The 18685-nt window shown below is 71.7% G+C and carries 14 protein-coding genes and 1 pseudogene; 10 read left to right on the forward strand and 5 right to left on the reverse strand.

Features of this window, described 5'->3' with window-relative positions:
- The first annotated feature begins 338 nt into the window (after nucleotides 1-338).
- Together CDO52_RS29200 and CDO52_RS29205 are read left to right on the forward strand one after the other, a co-directional pair.
- Nucleotides 339-659, forward strand: a complete 321-nt coding sequence (locus tag CDO52_RS29200; protein ID WP_332459807.1) for a hypothetical protein — start codon at nucleotides 339-341, stop codon at nucleotides 657-659.
- A 28-nt stretch (nucleotides 660-687) separates the two neighbouring features.
- On the forward strand, nucleotides 688-984 hold the full coding sequence (locus CDO52_RS29205; protein ID WP_332459808.1) for a hypothetical protein: 297 nt from the start codon (nucleotides 688-690) through the stop codon (nucleotides 982-984).
- A gap of 97 nt (nucleotides 985-1081) precedes the next feature.
- Here the strand turns inward: CDO52_RS29205 and CDO52_RS06795 are convergent, their stop codons facing one another.
- The gene (locus CDO52_RS06795) at nucleotides 1082-1570 is read right to left on the reverse strand and encodes a hypothetical protein (protein ID WP_017619875.1); all 489 of its coding nucleotides are present in this window, start codon (nucleotides 1568-1570) and stop codon (nucleotides 1082-1084) included.
- Nucleotides 1571-1779: 209 nt separating this feature from the next.
- Here CDO52_RS06795 and CDO52_RS06800 point away from each other — a divergent pair, with 209 nt between their 5' ends.
- From CDO52_RS06800 to CDO52_RS06810, 3 genes and pseudogenes are all read left to right on the forward strand, one after another.
- Nucleotides 1780-2643: a patatin-like phospholipase family protein gene (locus tag CDO52_RS06800; RefSeq protein ID WP_017619874.1), complete on the forward strand. Its 864-nt coding sequence runs from the start codon at nucleotides 1780-1782 to the stop codon at nucleotides 2641-2643.
- An 82-nt stretch (nucleotides 2644-2725) separates the two neighbouring features.
- Nucleotides 2726-3992 (forward strand): annotated as a pseudogene (xseA, locus tag CDO52_RS06805) (exodeoxyribonuclease VII large subunit).
- Nucleotides 3973-4299, forward strand: coding sequence for an exodeoxyribonuclease VII small subunit (locus CDO52_RS06810; protein ID WP_017619872.1), 327 nt, complete (start codon nucleotides 3973-3975; stop codon nucleotides 4297-4299). The pseudogene xseA and the gene CDO52_RS06810 overlap by 20 nt, the downstream one beginning before the upstream one ends.
- A 103-nt stretch (nucleotides 4300-4402) precedes the next feature.
- Here the strand turns inward: CDO52_RS06810 and CDO52_RS06815 are convergent, their stop codons facing one another.
- The 3 genes from CDO52_RS06815 to CDO52_RS06825 are packed head-to-tail and all read right to left on the reverse strand — an operon-like array spanning nucleotide 4403 to nucleotide 7102.
- On the reverse strand, nucleotides 4403-5077 hold the full coding sequence (locus CDO52_RS06815) for a DUF6542 domain-containing protein (RefSeq protein WP_051060836.1): 675 nt from the start codon (nucleotides 5075-5077) through the stop codon (nucleotides 4403-4405).
- Nucleotides 5078-5108: 31 nt separating this feature from the next.
- A complete protein-coding gene (locus tag CDO52_RS06820; protein WP_017619870.1) occupies nucleotides 5109-6476 on the reverse strand; it encodes a DNA recombination protein RmuC in 1368 nt (455 codons plus the stop codon).
- Nucleotides 6477-6490: 14 nt separating this feature from the next.
- Nucleotides 6491-7102, reverse strand: coding sequence for a TetR/AcrR family transcriptional regulator (locus CDO52_RS06825; RefSeq protein WP_017619869.1), 612 nt, complete (start codon nucleotides 7100-7102; stop codon nucleotides 6491-6493).
- Nucleotides 7103-7352: 250 nt separating this feature from the next.
- Between CDO52_RS06825 and CDO52_RS06830 the strand changes: the two genes are divergently transcribed.
- A complete protein-coding gene (locus CDO52_RS06830; RefSeq protein WP_094932269.1) occupies nucleotides 7353-9890 on the forward strand; it encodes a beta-glucosidase family protein in 2538 nt (845 codons plus the stop codon).
- Here CDO52_RS06830 and CDO52_RS06835 read toward each other — a convergent pair.
- Entirely contained in the window at nucleotides 9874-10779 is a 906-nt protein-coding gene (locus tag CDO52_RS06835; RefSeq protein WP_094932270.1) for an FkbM family methyltransferase, read from the reverse strand. The genes CDO52_RS06830 and CDO52_RS06835 overlap by 17 nt on opposite strands.
- Nucleotides 10780-11141: 362 nt before the next feature.
- On the opposite strand from CDO52_RS06835, the gene ychF reads away from it, so the two are divergent.
- From ychF to CDO52_RS06855, 4 genes are all read left to right on the forward strand, one after another.
- Nucleotides 11142-12236 (forward strand): redox-regulated ATPase YchF, encoded by a 1095-nt coding sequence (ychF, locus tag CDO52_RS06840; protein ID WP_017619865.1) that lies wholly within the window; start codon nucleotides 11142-11144, stop codon nucleotides 12234-12236.
- Between the two features lie 509 nt (nucleotides 12237-12745).
- Nucleotides 12746-13714, forward strand: a complete 969-nt coding sequence (locus CDO52_RS06845) for a conjugal transfer protein (protein WP_017619864.1) — start codon at nucleotides 12746-12748, stop codon at nucleotides 13712-13714.
- 104 nt (nucleotides 13715-13818) lie between these two features.
- Entirely contained in the window at nucleotides 13819-14145 is a 327-nt protein-coding gene (locus tag CDO52_RS06850; RefSeq protein WP_017619863.1) for a hypothetical protein, read from the forward strand.
- 12 nt (nucleotides 14146-14157) lie between these two features.
- Nucleotides 14158-18591, forward strand: a complete 4434-nt coding sequence (locus CDO52_RS06855) for a TcpE family conjugal transfer membrane protein (RefSeq protein WP_094932271.1) — start codon at nucleotides 14158-14160, stop codon at nucleotides 18589-18591.
- Nucleotides 18592-18685: the final 94 nt, after the last annotated feature.

Genomic DNA, 18685 nt, shown 5'->3' on the forward strand with positions numbered 1-18685 from the left:
CCATCCTACGGCCCATGGGCCTACGGCGGTGCGGCTGTGATCAGACGCACCCCTCACCTTGGGTGATGGGGCCAACCGATTTGATGAATGCGTGATAACAGTCCGTACTCGTTTCCGTCGCGACCAGCCGGAACCATTCACAAACCGCGCGCGGCGGGCGACTCTTACTCCCCTATTCTGGGTTGAATTCTCGTCATTCGATCGCAGTATTGAGCAGCAGCGAGCACCACTGTGCCAGCCGTCCGCACCCACTCCATCGGGTCTCTCGATGGGACATCCCCAGTGTGAGTGCGCCGTGATGTTCTACCCCACCGAGATTGTCAGGAGCCCCCAGTCCCATGTCTAAGCCGTCGATCGTCAGCAAGGTGATGACCCTGGTCAAGGGGGTCTTCGGACAGAAGGCCGAGGCCCCGGCCCCCGAACGGTCCACCATCCCGGTACAGCAGGGCTCAACGACTGAGAAGGCCGACGCGGTAGCGAAGGCGGAGACCACCGAGACGACGGCCCCGGCGGCGCCGGAGCCCAAGCCGGTCACCCGGTCGGAGGCCACCGAGGTCCCGGCCACCGGCGAGAAGGCCGCTGAATCGAAGGACGACGACGCCCCGCGGCCACTACGGACAGCGACGCCCCGCGGCCGACACCCCTTCAGCCGCGGATGACGCCCCGACCACCGAGGAGCCCCCGCTCGTGGCTCCAGAGGAGAAGGACACCATCGCTGAGGAGATCGCCGGGGCGGAGGCCACCACCCAGGTCGCCAGCGACGAGGTCCTGGAGAAGGTCCGCAAGCAGGCCGCCCCTTCGGCCGAAGAGCTGCCGGTCCCCGGCTACGACAGCCTCACCCTGCCCTCCATCCGCGCCCGCCTGCGCAAGCTCACCATCGACCAGGTCCGCGACCTGCGCGCCTACGAGATCGCCAACGCCGAGCGGCCGGAGTTCGTGAAGATGTACGACAACCGCATCGCCAAGCTGCAGCGGACCGAGTAGCCGGGGTACCCAGCAAGCAGACGCGACACAGGCGGGGCCATCGACCGCAGACCGGGTCGATGGCCCCTGGCGCGGGCGGCGAGGCTGGGTCAGCACGTCAGCCGCAGTTCAGCCGCGCCTCGCGGCCCGTGATGATTTTGACGTCTCCCCGCGGGTTGTCGATACGCATCCACAGTCGGTAGGTATGCGTGCCGGCGCAGTCGGTCGAGAGCATGTGGGTCGCGTTCCCCCTCCATTCCCGCTCGTCCATCGTCTCCCAGCCGTACCAGCGGGATCGTTGCAGTCGGGCCTTGAAATACCACCGCCACGTGCAGTCCCGGACATAGGTGAGGGCCTTCACGCGAGGCCCGCTGGCCTTGTAGGGCTTCCCCAGATAGGCCCGGCATGACTGTGCCGTGCCGGAGGCGTTCTCCCCGAGAGTGAGCGTGCCGCTGTCGGTCGACACGGCCGGCGTCGGGACCGCCTCCGCGGGCCGGGTCGACGCGTGGGCGGGCGCGGTGACCAGCGTTCCCGCCATGACCAGCCCCATCAAGCCGACGGTGACGACGGCCGCGATCCGGGAGCCCGTGGTGCTGTACTCGTTCATGACCGCCTCCGTGGTTCAGGTCGCGGTCGGACCGGATACTCACGAGCCTGTGGCGTGGCTCACATGCCGTCAAAACCATTCGGTCTAGGCCGAATGACCTGCACAAAAGGCATCCGTGGCAATTCCGAATCGCCCCGCGGGTGCCACCTTCTGATCACTCTGCGTCCCCGTATCCTGTCCGAGGAGACCTCGGACGAAGGGCGGAGCGAATGCGCAGGGCACTCGTACTGGGCGGCGGAGGGCTCACCGGGATCGGCTGGGAACTGGGCGTTCTCTCCGGGCTCCAGGAGGCCGGGGTGGACCTCACCGAGGCCGATCTGATCGTGGGGACCTCGGCGGGCTCCGTCGTCGGCGCGCAGATCACGTCCGGTGAGGCGCTGGAGACCCTCTTCGCGCGCCAGCTCCGCTCGCCCAACGGCGAGGTCGCCGCCCGCATCTCCCGACGGGTCCTCGCCCGGATGGTGTGGGCGTTCCTCACGGAGCGGGACCCGGCGCGGGCACGCGCCCGCATCGGGCGGATCGCCCACGCCAGGGCGACCGCGTCCCTGTCGTCATCCGAGTCCCTGGTCGCGCGGCGCGAGGTCATCGCCGCCCGCCTCCCCTCGCACGACTGGCCCGAGCGCGACCTGCGCATCACGGCGGTGAACGCGCGCACCGGGCAACGGGCCGCCTTCGGCCGCGACAGCGGTGTTCCGCTTCCCGACGCCGTGCTGGCCTCCTGCGCCGTCCCCGGCGTCTGGCCTCCGGCGATCATCGGCGGCCGCCTGTTCATCGACGGCGGCGTCAGCTCCGCCGCCAACGTCGACCTCGCCGAGGGGTACGACCACGTCGTCGTCCTCGCCCCCATCGACGCGGGAGTGGGGCACATCCCGTCGACCTCCGAGGAGCTGGCGCAGCTGCCCGGAACGCCGCGCACCGCCCTGGTCGTGCCCAGTGCCGCGGCCAAGGAGGCGATCGGCTCCAACCCGCTCGACCCCGCCCGCCGCGCCCCGGCGGCCCGTGCCGGGCGGGCCCAGGCCGCCGAGGTCCTCGCCGAGGTCCGCGCGGCCTGGGGCACAGCGGACACGGGCTGAACCGGTTGGGGACGCGCCCGCCTGTCCACCGCCCCTCGCGCCATGACGGGAAACGTCCCCGCACTCCTCTACGCTCAGGGCCATGGGTATGGAGAGCTCCCCGGAGTCACCGCAGCCGGTCCGGGTCGTCATGCAGGCCATCGGCGGCTGGATCGGGCGCCTGGGCCGTATCTGGGTCGAGGGCCAGATCGCCGAGCTGAACCGGCGCGGCGGCACGGTGTTCATCACCCTGCGCGACCCCGTCGCCAACGTCTCGGCGCGCGTCGTGTGCCCGGTGCGCGTGCTGGAGGCCGCGGCTCCGGCCCCGCAGGCCGGGGCGCGCGTCGTCATCCACGCCAAGCCCGACTTCTATGTCGCCCGCGGCACGTTCTCTCTGCTCGCCCTGGAGATCCGGCACGTGGGCCTGGGGGAGCTGCTGGCCCGCCTGGAGCAGCTGCGCACGACCCTGACCGCCGAGGGGCTGTTCTCCGAGGCGCGCAAGCGCCCGCTGCCGTTCCTCCCGGGCCGTGGGGGTGATCTGCGGGCGCGACTCCGCCGCCGAGCGCGACGTGCTGGAGAACGGCCGACGCCGCTGGCCCGCCGTCCGGTTCGAGGTGCGCGAGGTCGCGGTGCAGGGCGACCGGGCCGTCGGCGAGGTGCTCGACGCGCTCAAGGAGCTCGACGCGCACCCCGACATCGAGGTCGTCATCATCGCCCGCGGCGGCGGCTCCCTGGAGGACCTCCTCCCGTTCTCCGACGAGGCGCTGGTGCGCGCGGTCGCCGCCACCCGCACCCCGGTCGTCAGCGCGATCGGGCACGAACAGGACACTCCGCTGCTCGACTTCGTCGCCGACCTGCGCGCCTCCACGCCCACCGACGCCGCCAAGAAGGTCGTGCCCGACGTGGGGGAGCAGCTGCGCCTCATCCACCAGCTGCGCGACCGGGGCCGCCGAGTCATCCAGGGCGGGATCGCCCGCGAGGAGGCCTGGCTGGCCTCGATGCGCTCGCGCCCGGTGCTGGCCAGCCCGCTGCGCGAGATGGACCGGCTGACCGAGCAGATCACCGGCCTGCGCGACCGTGCCCGACGCTGCGTCACGATCTCCCTCGACCGCGCGTCCGACGACCTCGCCCACACCAGAGCGCGGCTGCACGCGCTGTCCCCGGCGACGACCCTGGCCCGCGGCTTCGCGATCGTGCAGAAGTCCGACGGCGCCGTCGTCCGCTCGGCCGCCGAGGTCGAGACAGGGGAGACGCTGCGCCTGCGCTTCGCCGAGGACAGCCTGACCGCCACGGCCGACGGCCGCGCGCAGGCCGACGACCTTGAGACCACCGACGACCGAGGGGGACCCCATGGCCAAGACGACCAATGACAACAGTGCGGACGCCAACGCCGACACCGCCACTGACGCCAACGCTTCGGCCGCCTCGACGGAGGCCGCCGAGCCGGAGCTGAGCTACGAGGAGGCCCGCGAGGAGCTCGACAACGTCGTGCGGCGCCTGGAGTCCGGCGGACTCACCCTCAAGGAGTCACTGGCCCTGTGGGAGCGCGGTGAGCAGCTCGCCAAGACCTGCGAGCAGTGGCTGGAAGGCGCCCGCGCCAAGCTCGCCGTCGCGTTGGAGGAGAGCGCTCCGGAGACCGAGAGCAACGGGCAGAACGGTCAGGACGCCCCCTTCTAAGCCCCGCTTCCCCGTTGATCTCGGGGATATCGACGTAATATCGGCCATTATTCGGTCGATATCGCCGAGATCAACGGGGAAGTAGGCGAATCGGGGCGGGGGGCTACTCCGCGTGCGAGTTCCGCTCGGCGCGACGCGCGGCGCGCTCCTTGCGGCCGTTGAGCTCGTCGCCGAGGTCGCGGACGTTGGCGGGGAGGCCGCGGAAGAGCGTGATGAGCAGCACGAGGGCCGTCCCCAGGAACAGCCAGGGGGCGATGTTGGCGAGGCGGGTGCCGATGCCGATCGCGACGCCGCGGGCGAAGCCGTTCTCGCCCAGGGTCATGATCATCTCGGCGCTCAGGGCGGCCGTGAAGTAGGCCAGCGGCGGGCTGACCGAGAGGGACAGCAGGTCGGTGGGGCGAACCAGCAGGGCGGCGACGAGGCACGAGGCCACGAACGCTCCGCCGCTGATGCTCGGCATCTCCGCGAGCGGGGCGATCATGGCGCCCCCGAAGGTGATGAGCACGATGGCGAGGATGCCGCCGCGTCCGGTGAGGCGGATCCCCGCGCCGCTGTGGGGCGCGGGCCGGGGCCGGGCCCTCGACGCACCTCCGTCGGGTCTCCGTCGCTCCGGCGGCGCTTCGGCGACACCGGCCCTCGCTCTGGGTGCCCGCGTGGCCGTGGTGGGACCGGCGCTGCTCGGGGATTCCCGGTGGGGCGAGCGGTGGCGGCGGGACGGCTCCTCGACGAAGAACGGAGGCCGAGGCTCCTCCGGAGTCTCCGTATTGCGCGTTACCATCGCCGTACGCTCCCTGTGTAACTCATAGTAATTATTGTGTCACTTGCGGTGAGGAGTTGGATTCCTCTTGGGGTGCCGTGTCTCCATCTTCCTGGAACGGCTCCCCGAACAACTCGACCCGCGGATCGGTCCCGTGCCCGTCGCCCGCCCCGAGCGCCCCCGCCGTCTCGGCCTCCTCCGCCTCCTCGGTCAGCTCCGGTGCGGTCAGCGGCCGGGCCTGCTCCTCCACTCCCGCGGGGCGGTCAAGCTCGCCGTCCACCAGTCCCAGCTCGCCGAACCGGCGCGCCGTCACCAGCACCCGGCTCTCCAGCGAGCCCACGGTCTGGTTGTAGGCGGCGACCGTGCGCGAGAGCTGGCGGCCCAGGCCGTCCACATGCCCGCCGAGTGTCGACAGCCGCGCGTGCAACTGCTTTCCCAGCTCGAACACGGCGCGGGCGTTCTCGCTCAGCGCCTCCTGCTGCCAGGCGTACTGCGCGGTGCGCAGCAGCGAGATCAGCGTCGTCGGCGTCGCGATGTGCACCCTGCGCCCCATCGCGTACTCCAGCAGCGCCGCGTCGTGTTCCAGAGCGGGGGCCAGGAACGCCTCGCCCGGGATGAACAGCACCACGAACTCCGGCGCCGGACTGAACGCGCTCCAGTACGACTTCGACGCCAGCTGGTCGACGTGCGTCCGCAGGTGCCGCGCGTGCGCCCGCAGGCGTTCGGCCCGGACATCCTCGTCGTCGGTCTCCACCGCCTCCAGGTACGCGGCCAGGGAGACCTTGGAGTCCACCACGATGTTCTTGCCGCCGGCCAGCCGTACCACCATGTCCGGGCGCCGCACGCCGTTGTCGGTGTCGGCGGTCGCCTGCTCGGAGAAGTCGCAGTAGGCGTTCATCCCGGCCAGCTCGGCGACCCGGCGCAGCTGCAGCTCACCCCACCGTCCGCGCGCCTCGGGGCGGCGCAGCGCGGTGACCAGGGACTGGGTCTGGTCGCGTAGCCGCTCCGACCCCTCGCGCACGTAGTCGACCTGCTTGGCGAGCTCGGCGTGCGCCGCGCGGCGCCCCGCGTCGACCTCCCGCAGCTGCCCCTCGACCCGGGACAGCGTCTCCTTCAGCGGCGCGACGAGCTGCTCCACGGCCTGGCGCCGCTGCTCCATGTCCTGGCCGGCCTCCAGGCCGACGGCGCGCATCCGCCCCTCGGCCAGTTCCAGGAAGCGCTGGTTGGTGGCGTCCAGGGCCTGCGCGGACAGCGCGCGGAAGCGGTCGCCGAGCTGCTCCTCGATGTAGGCGGCCCGTTCCTCGGCCGCCCGCGCACGGGCCCGCGAATCGGCGGTGCGGTCGCGGGCGAGCAACCACCCCACCGCAACGCCGATCGCGACACCTACCAACAACACCAGAATCACACTCAGGCCGTCCATAGCGGCCTATGTTCTCAATCCTCGGCGGCGCCGGGGTTTCCGCCACGCGCGGGAGAGGTCAGGACGTCGGCCAACATTTTGATCAGGCCGGGCATCTGGACCGAGTCCGGGTCATAGAGCCACTGCAGCCGTAGGCCGTCCATCGCCGCGATGACCAGCGCGGCGGCGTCTTCGGGGGCGAGGCCACTGGGCAGGGTGTCGCCGTGGCGCTCGCGCAGCTGTTCCGTGGTGCGGTCACGGAGTCCCATGTAACGGGAGTGGAAGTAGTTGTGCGCCGGGTGGTGCTCGGTCACGCCCTCCGCGCTGAGCACCGTGTGGAGCTGGACGAGTTCGCGCCGGTCGGTGTTGCGGGTGACGACCTCAGCGAAATCGGCCAGGTCGCGGGGGCTGTCGCCCATCGCCGCGTCCATCTCGTCGCGCTTTTCGAGCACCGCGACGAGCAGGGCCTCCTTACTCGGGAAGTAGTGCAGCAGCCCCTGCTGGGTCAGTCCGACGCGCTCGGCGACGGTGGCCAGGGACGTGCCCTTGTATCCACCAGCGGCGAACTCCTCGATCGCCGCAGCGAGGATCTCGTTTCTTCGGGCGCTGCCTTGACCGCGACGCCGTCGTACGACGGTCTCACTCATCGTGCCTCCAACTTCGAGATGGCCGCAGCCGACGTTACAGGGCGGTTTCGAACAACAGAGTTATCGGGTATACGCCGACAGTGACCGGAATGGGAGTCGTTTCCGCGTTCCGCCTGGTCCCACGCCGCGCAGGTGAGCCTGGAAATCTGAGCGAACGCTTGCTAGGTTTCGCAAAGGGAGCCAGGGCGTCGCCTCCCGGCGCGCTCTGCGGCCACCGAAAGCCAATCCATGGCAGAGCCTCGGGAGCGCCATGTGCCCTCAGCCCACCACCGTCCGCCCCGCCGACGACGCGGGGGAGCAGAGGGAACGCCGCGTCGACGCGGCCCTCGCCGCGCTCATTCTCCCGGACAAGGTCGGGCTGCTGTCCGGAGCGGGCATGTGGGCGATCGCGCCCAATCCCGCGATCGGGCTCGGGCGGCTGGTCATGTCCGACGGTCCCGTGGGCGTACGCGGCGAACACTGGACCCCTGACGACCCATCCGTGCAGCTGCCCAGCCCCACCGCCCTCGCCGCCACCTGGGACCCGGCCCTGGTCCGCACCGCCGGGCGGCTCCTCGCCCAGGAAGCGCGGCGCAAGGGCGCGCACGTGCTCCTCGCCCCCACCGTCAACATGCAGCGCAGCCCGCGCGGCGGACGGCACTTCGAGTGCTTCTCCGAGGACCCCCACCTCACCGCCGAGATCGGCACCGCCTACGTCCATGGCGTGCAGGACGGCGGCGTCGGCGCGACCGTCAAGCACTTCGTCGCCAACGACGCCGAGACCGACCGCTACACCGTCGACAACCGGATCGACGAGCGCACCCTGCGCGAGGTCTACCTCGCCCCGTTCGAGGCCATCGTGAAACGCGCGCGCCCCTGGGGCGTCATGGCGGCCTACAACAGCGTCAACGGCGCCACCATGACCGAGCACGCCGACCTCACGGCGGTGCTGCGCGACGAATGGGGGTTCGACGGGATCCTCGTCTCCGACTGGTTCGCCGCCCGCGACACCGTGCGCGCCGCCCGCGCCGGACTCGACGTCGCCATGCCCGGCCCCGCGACCGTCTACGGCGACCACCTCGTCGCGGCCGTCCGCGACGGGCACGTGCCCGAGGCGGCCGTGGACGCGATGGCCCGCCGCGTGCTGCGGCTGGCCGCCCGCGTCGGCCTGCTGGACGGCGCCGACCCGGTGGTCGCGCCTGCCGAACTGCCCACTGCCTTTGATGGCCGCGCCCTCGCCCGCGAGGTCGCCGCCCGTTCCTTCACCCTGCTGCGCAACGAGCACGCCGCGCTGCCCATCGACCCGGCCGCCGTCCGCCGGGTGGCGCTCATCGGGCTCGCCGCCGACGAGGCCCGGACCAGCGGCGGCGGCAGCGCCACCGTCTTCGCCGAGCACACGGTCTCCCCACTGGAGGGGCTGCGCGCCGCGCTGCCCGGCGGCGTCGAACTCGTCCACGCAATCGGCGCCGACCCCCGCATCGGCCCGCCCCCGATCCGCGGGCCGCTCACCGCGACCTTCCGCGGCGCCGACGGCGCCGTGCTCGCCACCGAGCCCCTGCCCGACGGCACCGCGCGCTGGATGGGGGAGTTCCCCGCCGGGGTCACCCCGGACCACCTGGCCGCCATCGAGGTCACCGGCACCCTCGTCCCGGCGGCCACCGGCACGCACACCCTCGGTGTCTCCGGAGTCGGAGAATTCACGCTCACCCTCGACGGCACCGTGCTCCTCGACGGCACGCAGGAACTCGACGGAGCCGACCCGGGAGCCGCGATCCTGTCGCCTCCGAGCAGCGCCCACACCCTCCACCTCACCGCCGGGCAGCCCGTCGACGTGGCGCTCACCGCGCGCGGACCGTTCAACGCCATAGCCGGCGCGGTGTTCGTGGGCTTCGCCCTGACCCACGTCGAACCGCGCCCGGGCGACGATGAGCTCATCGAGGAGGCGGTGCGGGTCGCCGCGGACGCCGACGTCGCCATCGTCGTCGCCGCGACCACCGAGGCCGTGGAGTCCGAGGGATTCGACCGCACGTCCCTCGCCCTCCCCGGCCGCCAGGACGACCTCGTCGCCCGCGTGGCCGCCGCCAACGACCGGACCGTGGCCGTGGTCAACGCCGGAGCCCCCGTGGTCCTGCCGTGGCGCGACGACGTCGCCGCCGTCCTGCTCACCTGGTTCGGCGGCCAGGAGCTCGGCGCCGCGCTCGCCGACGTGCTGCTCGGCGCGCGCGAACCCGGCGGGCGGCTGCCCACCACCTGGCCGCGCGACGAGGACGACGCCCCGGTGCTTGACGTCCGGCCCACCGACGGCGTGCTGCGCTACACCGAAGGCCTGTTCATCGGCTACCGCGCCTGGGAGCGCGCGGGGCGGACCCCCGCCTTCCCCTTCGGCCACGGGCTCGGCTACACCACCTGGAGCTACGACGCCGTGGACATCGCGGAGCCCGACACCGCCGACGCCCTCGCGACCGTGCGGGTACGCCTGACCAACACCGGGGAGCGTGCCGGGCGCGAGGTCGTCCAGCTCTACCTGGCCGCCGACCACCCCGGCGCCGATCGCCCGGCCCGCCGCCTGGCGGCCTTCGCCACCGTCGCGGCCGGACCAGGGGAGCCCGCCGAGGCCGTGCTCACGGTCCCCCGCCGTGCCGCCGAGTCCTGGGATGCCGCGGCCCACGGCTGGCGGCTCGACGCCGGTGGCTACGAGTTCCAGGTCGGGCGGTCCAGCGCCGACATCCGACGCACCGCTCCGTTCCCGGTGTCCTCGGCGGTCACCATGCACCGGGTGCGCGGCGCGGGAGTCACCGACACGCGCTGATCGCCGCGTTCCACTCGACCGCGGTCCGCCACACCCGGTCGGGCACCGGCGCGGGGGCGAACATCCACATGCTCTGCTCGGCCTCCGGATCGACGCCGCCGATGGTCGACCGCGGGGTGTGGGGCGGCCCTCCGGCCAGGGGGTACCAGTGGTAGTCAACCGGCTCCAGCAGCGCCATGAGCCGCTCCCAGATCCCCTGCTCCGGCAGGACCGCGCAGAAGACGAACGGGCGGAACCGGCGCAGGATCTCCAGGCCGCCGGAGATGACGTCCGGCTCGCTGCCCTCGGTGTCGATCTTGATCACGGCGGGCGCGGTCCCGGCGCGCTCCCGCCAGTGGGCGAGCGTGTCCACCTCGACCTCGATCCGGCCCAGCGCCGGGCGGAACCCCGGCACCAGCGAGTTCGACGCGTCGCTGGTCATCGACAGGTGCAGATGTCCGGTGCCGCTGTGGTTGCTTGCGGCCAGCTCCACGACCTCTACCCCCAGGCCGTTGGCGGCGGCCACCATCCGCGCGGTGGCGGCCGTGTCGGGCGTGGGCTCGAACGCGTAGACGCGGCGCCGGGTGCGGGCCGCCGCGAGCGACGCGTACAGCCCCATGTTCGCCCCGACGTCGAGCACCGAACCCGGCCGGGCGTGCTCCAGCACGGCGAGATAGCACGACAGGGTCTCCGGCTCGTACCCGGCCAGGCCGGACAGGTGCAGGCAGCGGGGAATCCAGGAGTCGCCCGGCGCCTCGATCAGCAACGTTTCCGGACCGATCCGGGGGCCGCCCTCCCGGCGGGGCAGCTGAAGCTCGAACGTGCGCGTCTTCGGCGGCAACCGGGCCGGGTCGAGTCCCCCGAGACTCTGCGGCAGATGGATCCGGATCTGTCGTGTGGCGTGGCGCACCGCCGGATGTCGGCGGACAAAAGCTCGCACCTGACCAGGTAGCACTGATATCCCCCCACTGTGACCTGTATGGCGATATGAGCCGCGCGGGAACACCCCGTTAGGTCCCTGCCGAGACGGCGGTTATGGCCACTGGAGGCCGCGTATGCCCCCTGTTCCGGCCGTCGGCGCACGGTCGCGTCCACGCCACGAGGCTCCCCGTTCCTCGTGTCGGCTGGTTGAAACACGAACGTACTCCGAGAATCCTCGCGGCCGCAGGTCATTTGCCCTAACCGAGGCCCGCGTGTCACCGAAACGCCACCGACCCCTCGGCCGATATCCGAGGACGGTCCAGGGGCGCGGCGCGCATAGACTCAGGAGTCGTGAGTCTGTCAATTGGGATCGTCGGCCTGCCGAACGTCGGTAAGTCCACGCTGTTCAACGCGCTAACCAAGAACGAAGCTCTGGCGGCGAACTACCCGTTCGCCACCATCGAGCCCAACGTCGGTGTCGTGGGGGTGCCCGACCCGCGCCTGGACAAGCTGGCCGAGATGTTCTCCTCCGCCAAGGTCCTCCCGGCGACCGTCGACTTCGTCGACATCGCCGGCATCGTCCGCGGGGCCTCGGAGGGGGAGGGGCTGGGCAACCAGTTCCTCGCCAACATCCGCGAGGCCGACGCGATCTGCCAGGTCATCCGGGAGTTCAACGACCCTGACGTGACCCACGTCGACGGCGCCATCGACGCCGCCCGCGACATCTCCACCATCGACACCGAGCTGGTCCTCGCCGACCTGCAGACGCTGGAGAAGGCGCTGCCGCGGCTGGAGAAGGACGCCAAGCGCAACGCCAAGGACAAGGACGCCCAGCTCGCGCTGGAGACCGCCAGGGCCGCGCAGGAGGTCCTGAACAAGGGGGAGCGCCTGTTCAGCGGCGGCCCGGCCGCCGGGATCGACCTGTCGGTCATCCGCGAGCTCAACCTGATGACGACAAAGCCGTTCATCTACGTGTTCAACCTCGACTCCGATGAACTGGCCGACCAGGACCTGCGCGCCAAGCTCGCCGAGCTGGTCGCCCCGGCCGAGGCGATCTTCCTGGACGCCAAGATCGAGTCCGAGCTCGCCGAGCTTGACGATGACGAGGCCGCCGAGATGCTCGCCGAGATGGGGCAGCAGGAGTCCGGCCTGGCCTGGCTGGCCCGGGTCGGCTTCGACACCCTCGGCCTGCAGACTTACCTCACCGCCGGGCCGAAGGAGGCCCGCGCCTGGACCATCAAGAAGGGCGCGACCGCTCCCGAGGCCGCCGGTGTCATCCACACCGACTTCCAGCGCGGCTTCATCAAGGCCGAGGTCGTCTCCTTCGACGACCTCGTCGAGGCCGGCTCCATGCAGGCGGCCAAGTCCAAGGGCAAGGTCCGCATGGAGGGCAAGGACTACGTGATGGCCGACGGCGACGTCGTGGAGTTCCGCTTCAACGTCTGACCGCCCACCCGGCATTGACCGACCACCGCCCGCCCGTGCCGCCACGGGCGGGCGTTCGCATGCCGGGCCAGGGCGGGCACCGGGTATCGCCCCAGGCACCGCCCGCTCACCGGCACGTCCGGATCCCGATTCCCGGGTGTCGGCTTCGCCACTTTCGGCTCGCGCCCGCGCAATACGGGACGTAGGGCCCATGACCGGGCAGTCGAAGGTCACTAATCGTCACGAATACCTATCCGACCAGGGACTTCTTCCTTTCTCTCGGTCCCGCAATTGCACCGATGACCTCGACTGATTCCGTCGATTGGCTCGGTTTCGCCCGCTTGCGCGTCATTGGTTCGATCTCAACCGGGGTAGGACACAGGGCCGGGGACGAAACACCAACGTGGATTGTCAGCGGGGATCCGGAACAATGCCTCACCATAGGTATGGGGTAAACAGGGCGTGGATCACTTTGCCGTCGGTTTGCCGTCGGTGGGTGCTGTGGACCCGGTTTGGGATGGGGAGGCGTGATGGCTGGCAGGTCGACCGCGCGACGCGGTGGCGCGCCTGACGACACCGTGGCGGCCGACGACTACGACGGCGCCCAGGTCCCGGGGCGCGGCCCGCGCGCCGGATCCGGTGGTCGATGGTGGGTCTGGGTGGGGCGGGCCGTCCTGTGGGCCTTCATCATCGTGGTCATCTTCAACGGCCTGTGGATGCCCATCCGCGACAGCCTCGCCGAGCCCTCCGCCGAGCCCACGGCCGAGAGCGACGAACCGGACTTCCCCGAGAGCGCGGCCTCCGCCTTCGCGCTGCGGTTCGCCGAGACCTACCTGAACGCCAAGAAGGGCAAGGGGACCGAGCGCGCCGAGGAGCTCGCCGCGTTCGTACCCGACGGCAAGGTCGCCGAGCTCAACCTCTCCGGCGCCGAACTCACCGGTCGCGACATCCAGGTGGTCGGCGTCGACCCGCAGGACGACAACAACGCCGTCGTCACCCTCAGCGCCGACATCAACGGCGACCCGATGCGCCTCGACGTCCCCGTCTACGCCGCCGACAACGGCGCCTCCCTCGTCGTCTCCGGCCGCCCCGCCCTCCTCGCGGCACCGGCCAAGGCCGAGCTGCCCGCCCCCAAGGGCGTCGAGAACGACTCCGGCACCCGCGACGAGCTGGAACCCCGCCTCAAGCGCTTCTTCGAGGCCTACGCCGAGACCCCCGAACACCTGCCCAGCTACCTGGCGGACGGCGCCCACGTGGCCCAGTTGCCTGCGGGCAGTCTGAAATTCGCCGGATTGGAAGAACTGGTAGTTCCGGCGAAGACCGCGAACGGCAATGATGATGTACGACAGGCGACGGCCACGGTGAAGTGGCGGCTCGCGGGTGAGAAAGGGGATGACCCCGCGGAACTCACCCAGAGTTACCGATTGTCCGTGATCAAGGACGGCGACGACTGGAAGGTCCTGGATGTCCAGGGAGCGCCGGGGTCGTTCGGCAGGTAACCGGACGGCTATCAGCGGACAATATCGGTCGAGCAGGGCAGTGACCAAGGAGTCGTGAACAAAAATGCAGTTCAGACATGAGGTACGGGAGGATGGCGGCTAAGATGCTCCCCCTCGTGGACAATCTCGCCTACGCGTCTACGGACCTAGTGCGCAACACATATGACCTCGCGGGACCGCTCGTCCTCGCGACCAGTACAGATGCCCCGAACACGTCCGGGCTGGCCGATTTCCTCCGCGGCTTCTTCGGACCCCTGTTCCTGGTGATCGTGTCGGTGGTGGCCATCTTCTTCCTGTTCACCAGGGAGATCACCCGGTTCGCGCAGTTCATCATTCTGGCGATCTTCATCGGAATCGTGTTCTACGTGCCGGGCATCATCGAGGTCACCGCCGTGGCCATCGCGCGCGCAATGGGCGTTTCGACCGAGTAGGAGGCAGGGGACGTGGACCTGCCCACGTACACCAACATCTGGCGCATCGAGAAGCGGCTGTACAAGCTCTACGATTTCCGACTGCCGCAGCCGGTCTCGGTCGTCTTCCTTGGTGTTCTCCTGGGCACGTATGCCATCTGGTTCGCGCTGCTCGCCGTCATCGGCGTGCCGTTCACGACCGATCCGCCCTGGCACGTGCTCTGGCTGGTCCCGCCCTTCGTCATCACCTTCTTCGCGACCCGACCGGTCATGGAAGGGAAGCGGCTCAGCGAGCTGGTGGTGTCGCAGGTCCGGTACATGGCCGAGGCCCGCGTCTACACCAGCCTCAGCCCGGAACGCGAGCCCACCGAGGTGCGGGTCGCGGTGCGCGTGTGGCACCGCGACCCCGCCGCGGGCCCGCTCCCAGTGATCCACAAGAAGACCGCGCACCAGCGGGACACGGTCCGCGCCGCGCAGGGCGCGCCCGCCCTGGCCGAGATCGAGCGGCCGGTGGAGCGCGACCGGGCGCGCACCAGTGTGGGGGGCGACGCCGTGAACCACGGCACCCCGGAGGCCGAGCCGCTGCCGACGCCGTCGGCGGCAGGACCCGCGGCATCCGTCCGTCCCCCGCGGGCCGCGCCACCGCTGGCACTCGACACCAAGCGAAAGCAGCGGCGTGAGATCGAGGACGACGAGCGGCCCCGCGCCGCCGAGCCCATCGCGTCCCCTGAGCCGGTGGAGTCGACCGAGCGCGTCGAGCCGATCAAGGAAGCCGAGGCCGCCCGTCCGCCAGCGCCCGTCCACTTCACCGAGGAGTCCGCGGATCGGCCCGCCCCCAAGCGCGGTGTGGGCCTGAGGGTCCTCAACTACTTCGGCTTCGCCCTGCCGAAACAGGACCGGCCCGCCCCCACCCACCCGGCAGGTCCGGAGCGGGCGGCCCGACCCGCCACCACGGACCGGGCCACCGACACCGACCCCACCACCGCCGGGGCGCGGGGCGGCCCCATTCCCGGCCTCGACCTCACCGACCAGGACGACGACGGCCGCGCGGACCACGACGCCGAGTGGATCTCCGACCTCGGCAGCTCCTCCGGCCAGACGCCCTGGCCGCTGTCGTCCAAGGCCGCCTACGAGCGCGGCGACACCGGTCCGATGGCGCCGCTCGACGTGGATGACGCGCGTGCCAGCGGCAAGGACACCGACGTCGCCGCCCGCCGCCGCGCCGAGGAGATGATGTCGGCCCCCGAACCGGCCCCATCGGAGGTGCCCGAGCCCGAGGAGCCGGCTGCGGAGGCACCTTCCGAGCAGGCCGAGGCAGAGATCGCGGAGCCCAGGGCCACCACGGAGCAGCCACAGGCAGCCCCCGAACCCGTGTCGGCCCGCGAGCTGCGCGCACCGGCCGGCCTCGCGCCCCAGCACCGGCTGCGTGCCCGGGCCCAGGCGGTCGAGGCCACCCGCCGCCTGGAACGCCGGCGTGCCACGCTCCTGGAGCCGACCCAGCCCAACCACGCCGCTTCGATCACGCCCGCAGAGCCCGAGCAGCCCTCGCCGTCCAGCGAGCCGACGCCCGAGGCCGCAGAGGCGGCACCATTCCACCCCGACGCGACATCCGACGCTCGGGACGACCTCCGGGAGCGGGAACGCGTGGCACCCCCGCCGCCGGTCGAGCGTGCCCATGGCCTGGGAGACCCCGCCTCTCCCGAAGAAAGCCACGAAGAGCCTGTGGATAAGAGTCCCCGCCGCCGCCCGCATGCGGCACCGTGGGACCTGCCCGTGTCCTCACACTTCTACGAACCGCGCGGCTCGAAGGAGACGCCGGATACGTCCGACGAGCCGCAGCCGACGGCCACCGACGACACCGAGGACAACGACGCATCTCGCACCACAGGAGACGCCACGCGATCCGCAGACCAGGAACCCGCTCCGGCGGCTTCCTCCACCGGTAAGCCCTCGCTCGAACTCGACCACGGGACGGGCGAGCACAAAGACATGTCCGGTGTCCTGCGCGTCTTCTCCCCCCAGTCGGCCACCGACAGCTCCGAGAGCGACACCGCCACGGAAAGCGCTTCGTCCGCCACAGCCTCCACGGACGAGGAGCGCGACTCCACGACCGTCGAGTTCGAGGAGTCCGCCCCCGCTGTGGAGGGAGAGTTCGACTACGCCCCGGTCGCCGTGGACACCCCGGACATCTCCGAGACCCCGGCGACCGCGGACGACGAGCCGGACGCGTCCGCCGCACAGCACGCTCCGAAAGCCCACACGACACCTCGACCCGTGAGCGACGATACGACCGACTCCCGCCCGGAGGCCGCCGCGGCGGCGGACACCACCGAATCCGCCGAACGCCCCAGGAACGCCGCCGAGGCCGAGCGCCTGGAGGTCCTCGACCGTCACCTGAGCCGGACCGACACCCCGCCGCCCCCGCCGCCGCGCTTCGCCGACGCCGACGGGCCGAAGCCGCGTCCGCAGGTCGACTGGTTCACCGACGACCCAGCCGCCACGGCGGCTCCGGCCAGCACCCAGCACAAAGACGCGAAGCAGCAGACGACTCCAGCGTCCACGACGTCCACACCCTCGACCGACACGCCCGCCGGTCAGCCGCGCCCGAAGCCAAGCGGCGACACCACGAGCGACAAGCGCGCCGCCCCCGCCGCATCCACCGCAGACGCCGCGGACACCACACACGCCGCCCCCGACAGCAGCGGAGATCAGCCCGCTGCCGCCAACAAGCCGCCGCTGGAACTCGACCACGGCACCGGCGAACACGAGAGCTTCTCCGAGATCGGCGCCGCGCCGCGCCGCGCGACGCCCGCCGACCTGGAAGCCGCCGAAGCCGCCGCGCTCCGCTCTCGACAGCGCCAGAGCACCCGCGACACCGTGCCCGAGCAGAGCACCGACGCACCGACCAGCACCTCGGACGCATCCGCGGATTCCGCCCCGACTCCCGCCCCCGCTCCCGAGCGCCCGGCGGCGTCCGCTTCGGATGCGCACCCGCGTGAACGCGTCACTCCACGTGAGAAGAAGCCCGACACCGTCAGCACTGCGAAGTCCGACACCGGGCGGTCCGAACGCCTGTCCCGCAGCATGCGGTCGAACCCGACCGGCGGCACCCCCGCCATCGGCGCGCACCCGGAGAAGTCCGAGAGCGGTAGGACGCCGTCGCCACGCCGCTCCACACCGCGCCCGGTCGGTCCCATCCAGCGCACCCCCACGACGAGCGGCAAGCGCCCGGAGGGCCACGGCCCGCGCGATGCGCACCACGTCGACGACGGCGTGTTCAACCGGGTCGCGCAGAACGCGCGGCGGATCAGCGACCTCTTCGGCACCACACCGCCGGGGCAGCCCCCGGAACACACCGGGGAAGCGACCGACGACGCCAAGGGCGTCGCCTCCGGCACCGGCACGCCCGCGGGCGAGGGGCAGGACAAGCCGACCCTGCAGCTCGATCACGGCACCGGCGAGCAGGCCAGCCTGACGGACACCCCGCACGGCACGCCCGCGCGGCACGACGACGCCTCCGGCCATACCGAGGACACGCCCACCGCGGGCGGGACGCGGGGCTGGCGGCGCCTGGCCCGCGTCGTCACCGGCGGCTCCACGGTGCCGCAGCGCTCGGACCTGTCCGAGGAGGACGTCGAGCGCCTGCGCACGCCGCTGCGCGGGACACGCCGGGTCGTCGTGCTGGGCTGCACCGGCGGGGCCGGGCAGACGGTCACCACGCTCATGCTCGGCCACACGCTCGCCGCGCACCGCGACGAACGGGTCGTGGCGGTCGACGTCAACCCGGGGTTGAACGCCCTCTCCCGCCGCGTGCGGACGGAGACGCCCGAGACCCTCACCTCCCTCCTTGCCAACGCCGACTCCGTGCACGGCTACCTCGGCATGCGCAAGTACACGTCCCAGGCCAAGAGCGGGCTGGAGGTCGTGTCGACGCTCGACGACCCCTACGTGCAGACGCTCGACGACCGCGACTACGCCGGACTGACCAGCCTGCTGGCGAACTACTACGGGCTCACCCTGCTCGACCCAGCGGCGACCGGGGTCGCGCGGGCCCTGCCCATCGCCGACGGGCTGGTGCTCGTGGCCCCGGCGAGCGCGGACGCCGCGCGCGCCGTGGACATGACGTTCGAGTGGCTGGACGGGCACGGATACGCGAGCCTGCGCATGCGGGCCGTGGTCGTGGTCAACGGGGTGAGCAAGCGCAGCCTCGGGGATGTGGACGACGCCGAGCGGGTGGCGCGCGGGCGCTGTCGGGCGATCGTGCGGGTGCCGTGGGACGACCACCTGGCGGCGGGAAAGATCGTGGACGTCACGGCGCTGCGGGCCACCACACGGCGCGCGCACGCGGCGCTCGGCGGCGTTCTGCTCCACGGCCTCAACGGCGGCGCCGGATCCGGCCGGGCACCTGCCGGCCCTGGCCACGGCCCCGGCACCGGTACACGCGCACCCTCGGGAGCCCGCCGGTGACCCCCGCCCGCACCGCACCCCACCGCCCTCCTCTGGCCGATCCCGGAAGAGAGCGCCGAACCCGAGCGGATGGGCGGCGTTCTCTCCCAAGATC

Origin of the sequence: Nocardiopsis gilva YIM 90087, from assembly GCF_002263495.1 — a bacterium.
GTDB classification, from domain to species: domain Bacteria; phylum Actinomycetota; class Actinomycetes; order Streptosporangiales; family Streptosporangiaceae; genus Nocardiopsis_C; species Nocardiopsis_C gilva.

Bases quoted from the DNA above. Each gene is read 5' to 3' on its own strand.
- CDO52_RS06795 (WP_017619875.1), bottom strand. From the start codon at position 1,570: ATGAACGAGTACAGCACCACGGGCTCCCGGATCGCGGCCGTCGTCACC.
- CDO52_RS29200 (WP_332459807.1), top strand. From the start codon at position 339: ATGTCTAAGCCGTCGATCGTCAGCAAGGTGATGACCCTGGTCAAGGGG.
- CDO52_RS06810 (WP_017619872.1), top strand. From the start codon at position 3,973: ATGGCCAAGACGACCAATGACAACAGTGCGGACGCCAACGCCGACACC.
- CDO52_RS06825 (WP_017619869.1), bottom strand. From the start codon at position 7,102: ATGAGTGAGACCGTCGTACGACGGCGTCGCGGTCAAGGCAGCGCCCGA.
- CDO52_RS06830 (WP_094932269.1), top strand. From the start codon at position 7,353: ATGTGCCCTCAGCCCACCACCGTCCGCCCCGCCGACGACGCGGGGGAG.
- CDO52_RS06800 (WP_017619874.1), top strand. From the start codon at position 1,780: ATGCGCAGGGCACTCGTACTGGGCGGCGGAGGGCTCACCGGGATCGGC.
- CDO52_RS06815 (WP_051060836.1), bottom strand. From the start codon at position 5,077: ATGGTAACGCGCAATACGGAGACTCCGGAGGAGCCTCGGCCTCCGTTC.
- CDO52_RS06845 (WP_017619864.1), top strand. From the start codon at position 12,746: ATGGCTGGCAGGTCGACCGCGCGACGCGGTGGCGCGCCTGACGACACC.
- CDO52_RS06820 (WP_017619870.1), bottom strand. From the start codon at position 6,476: ATGGACGGCCTGAGTGTGATTCTGGTGTTGTTGGTAGGTGTCGCGATC.
- CDO52_RS06850 (WP_017619863.1), top strand. From the start codon at position 13,819: ATGCTCCCCCTCGTGGACAATCTCGCCTACGCGTCTACGGACCTAGTG.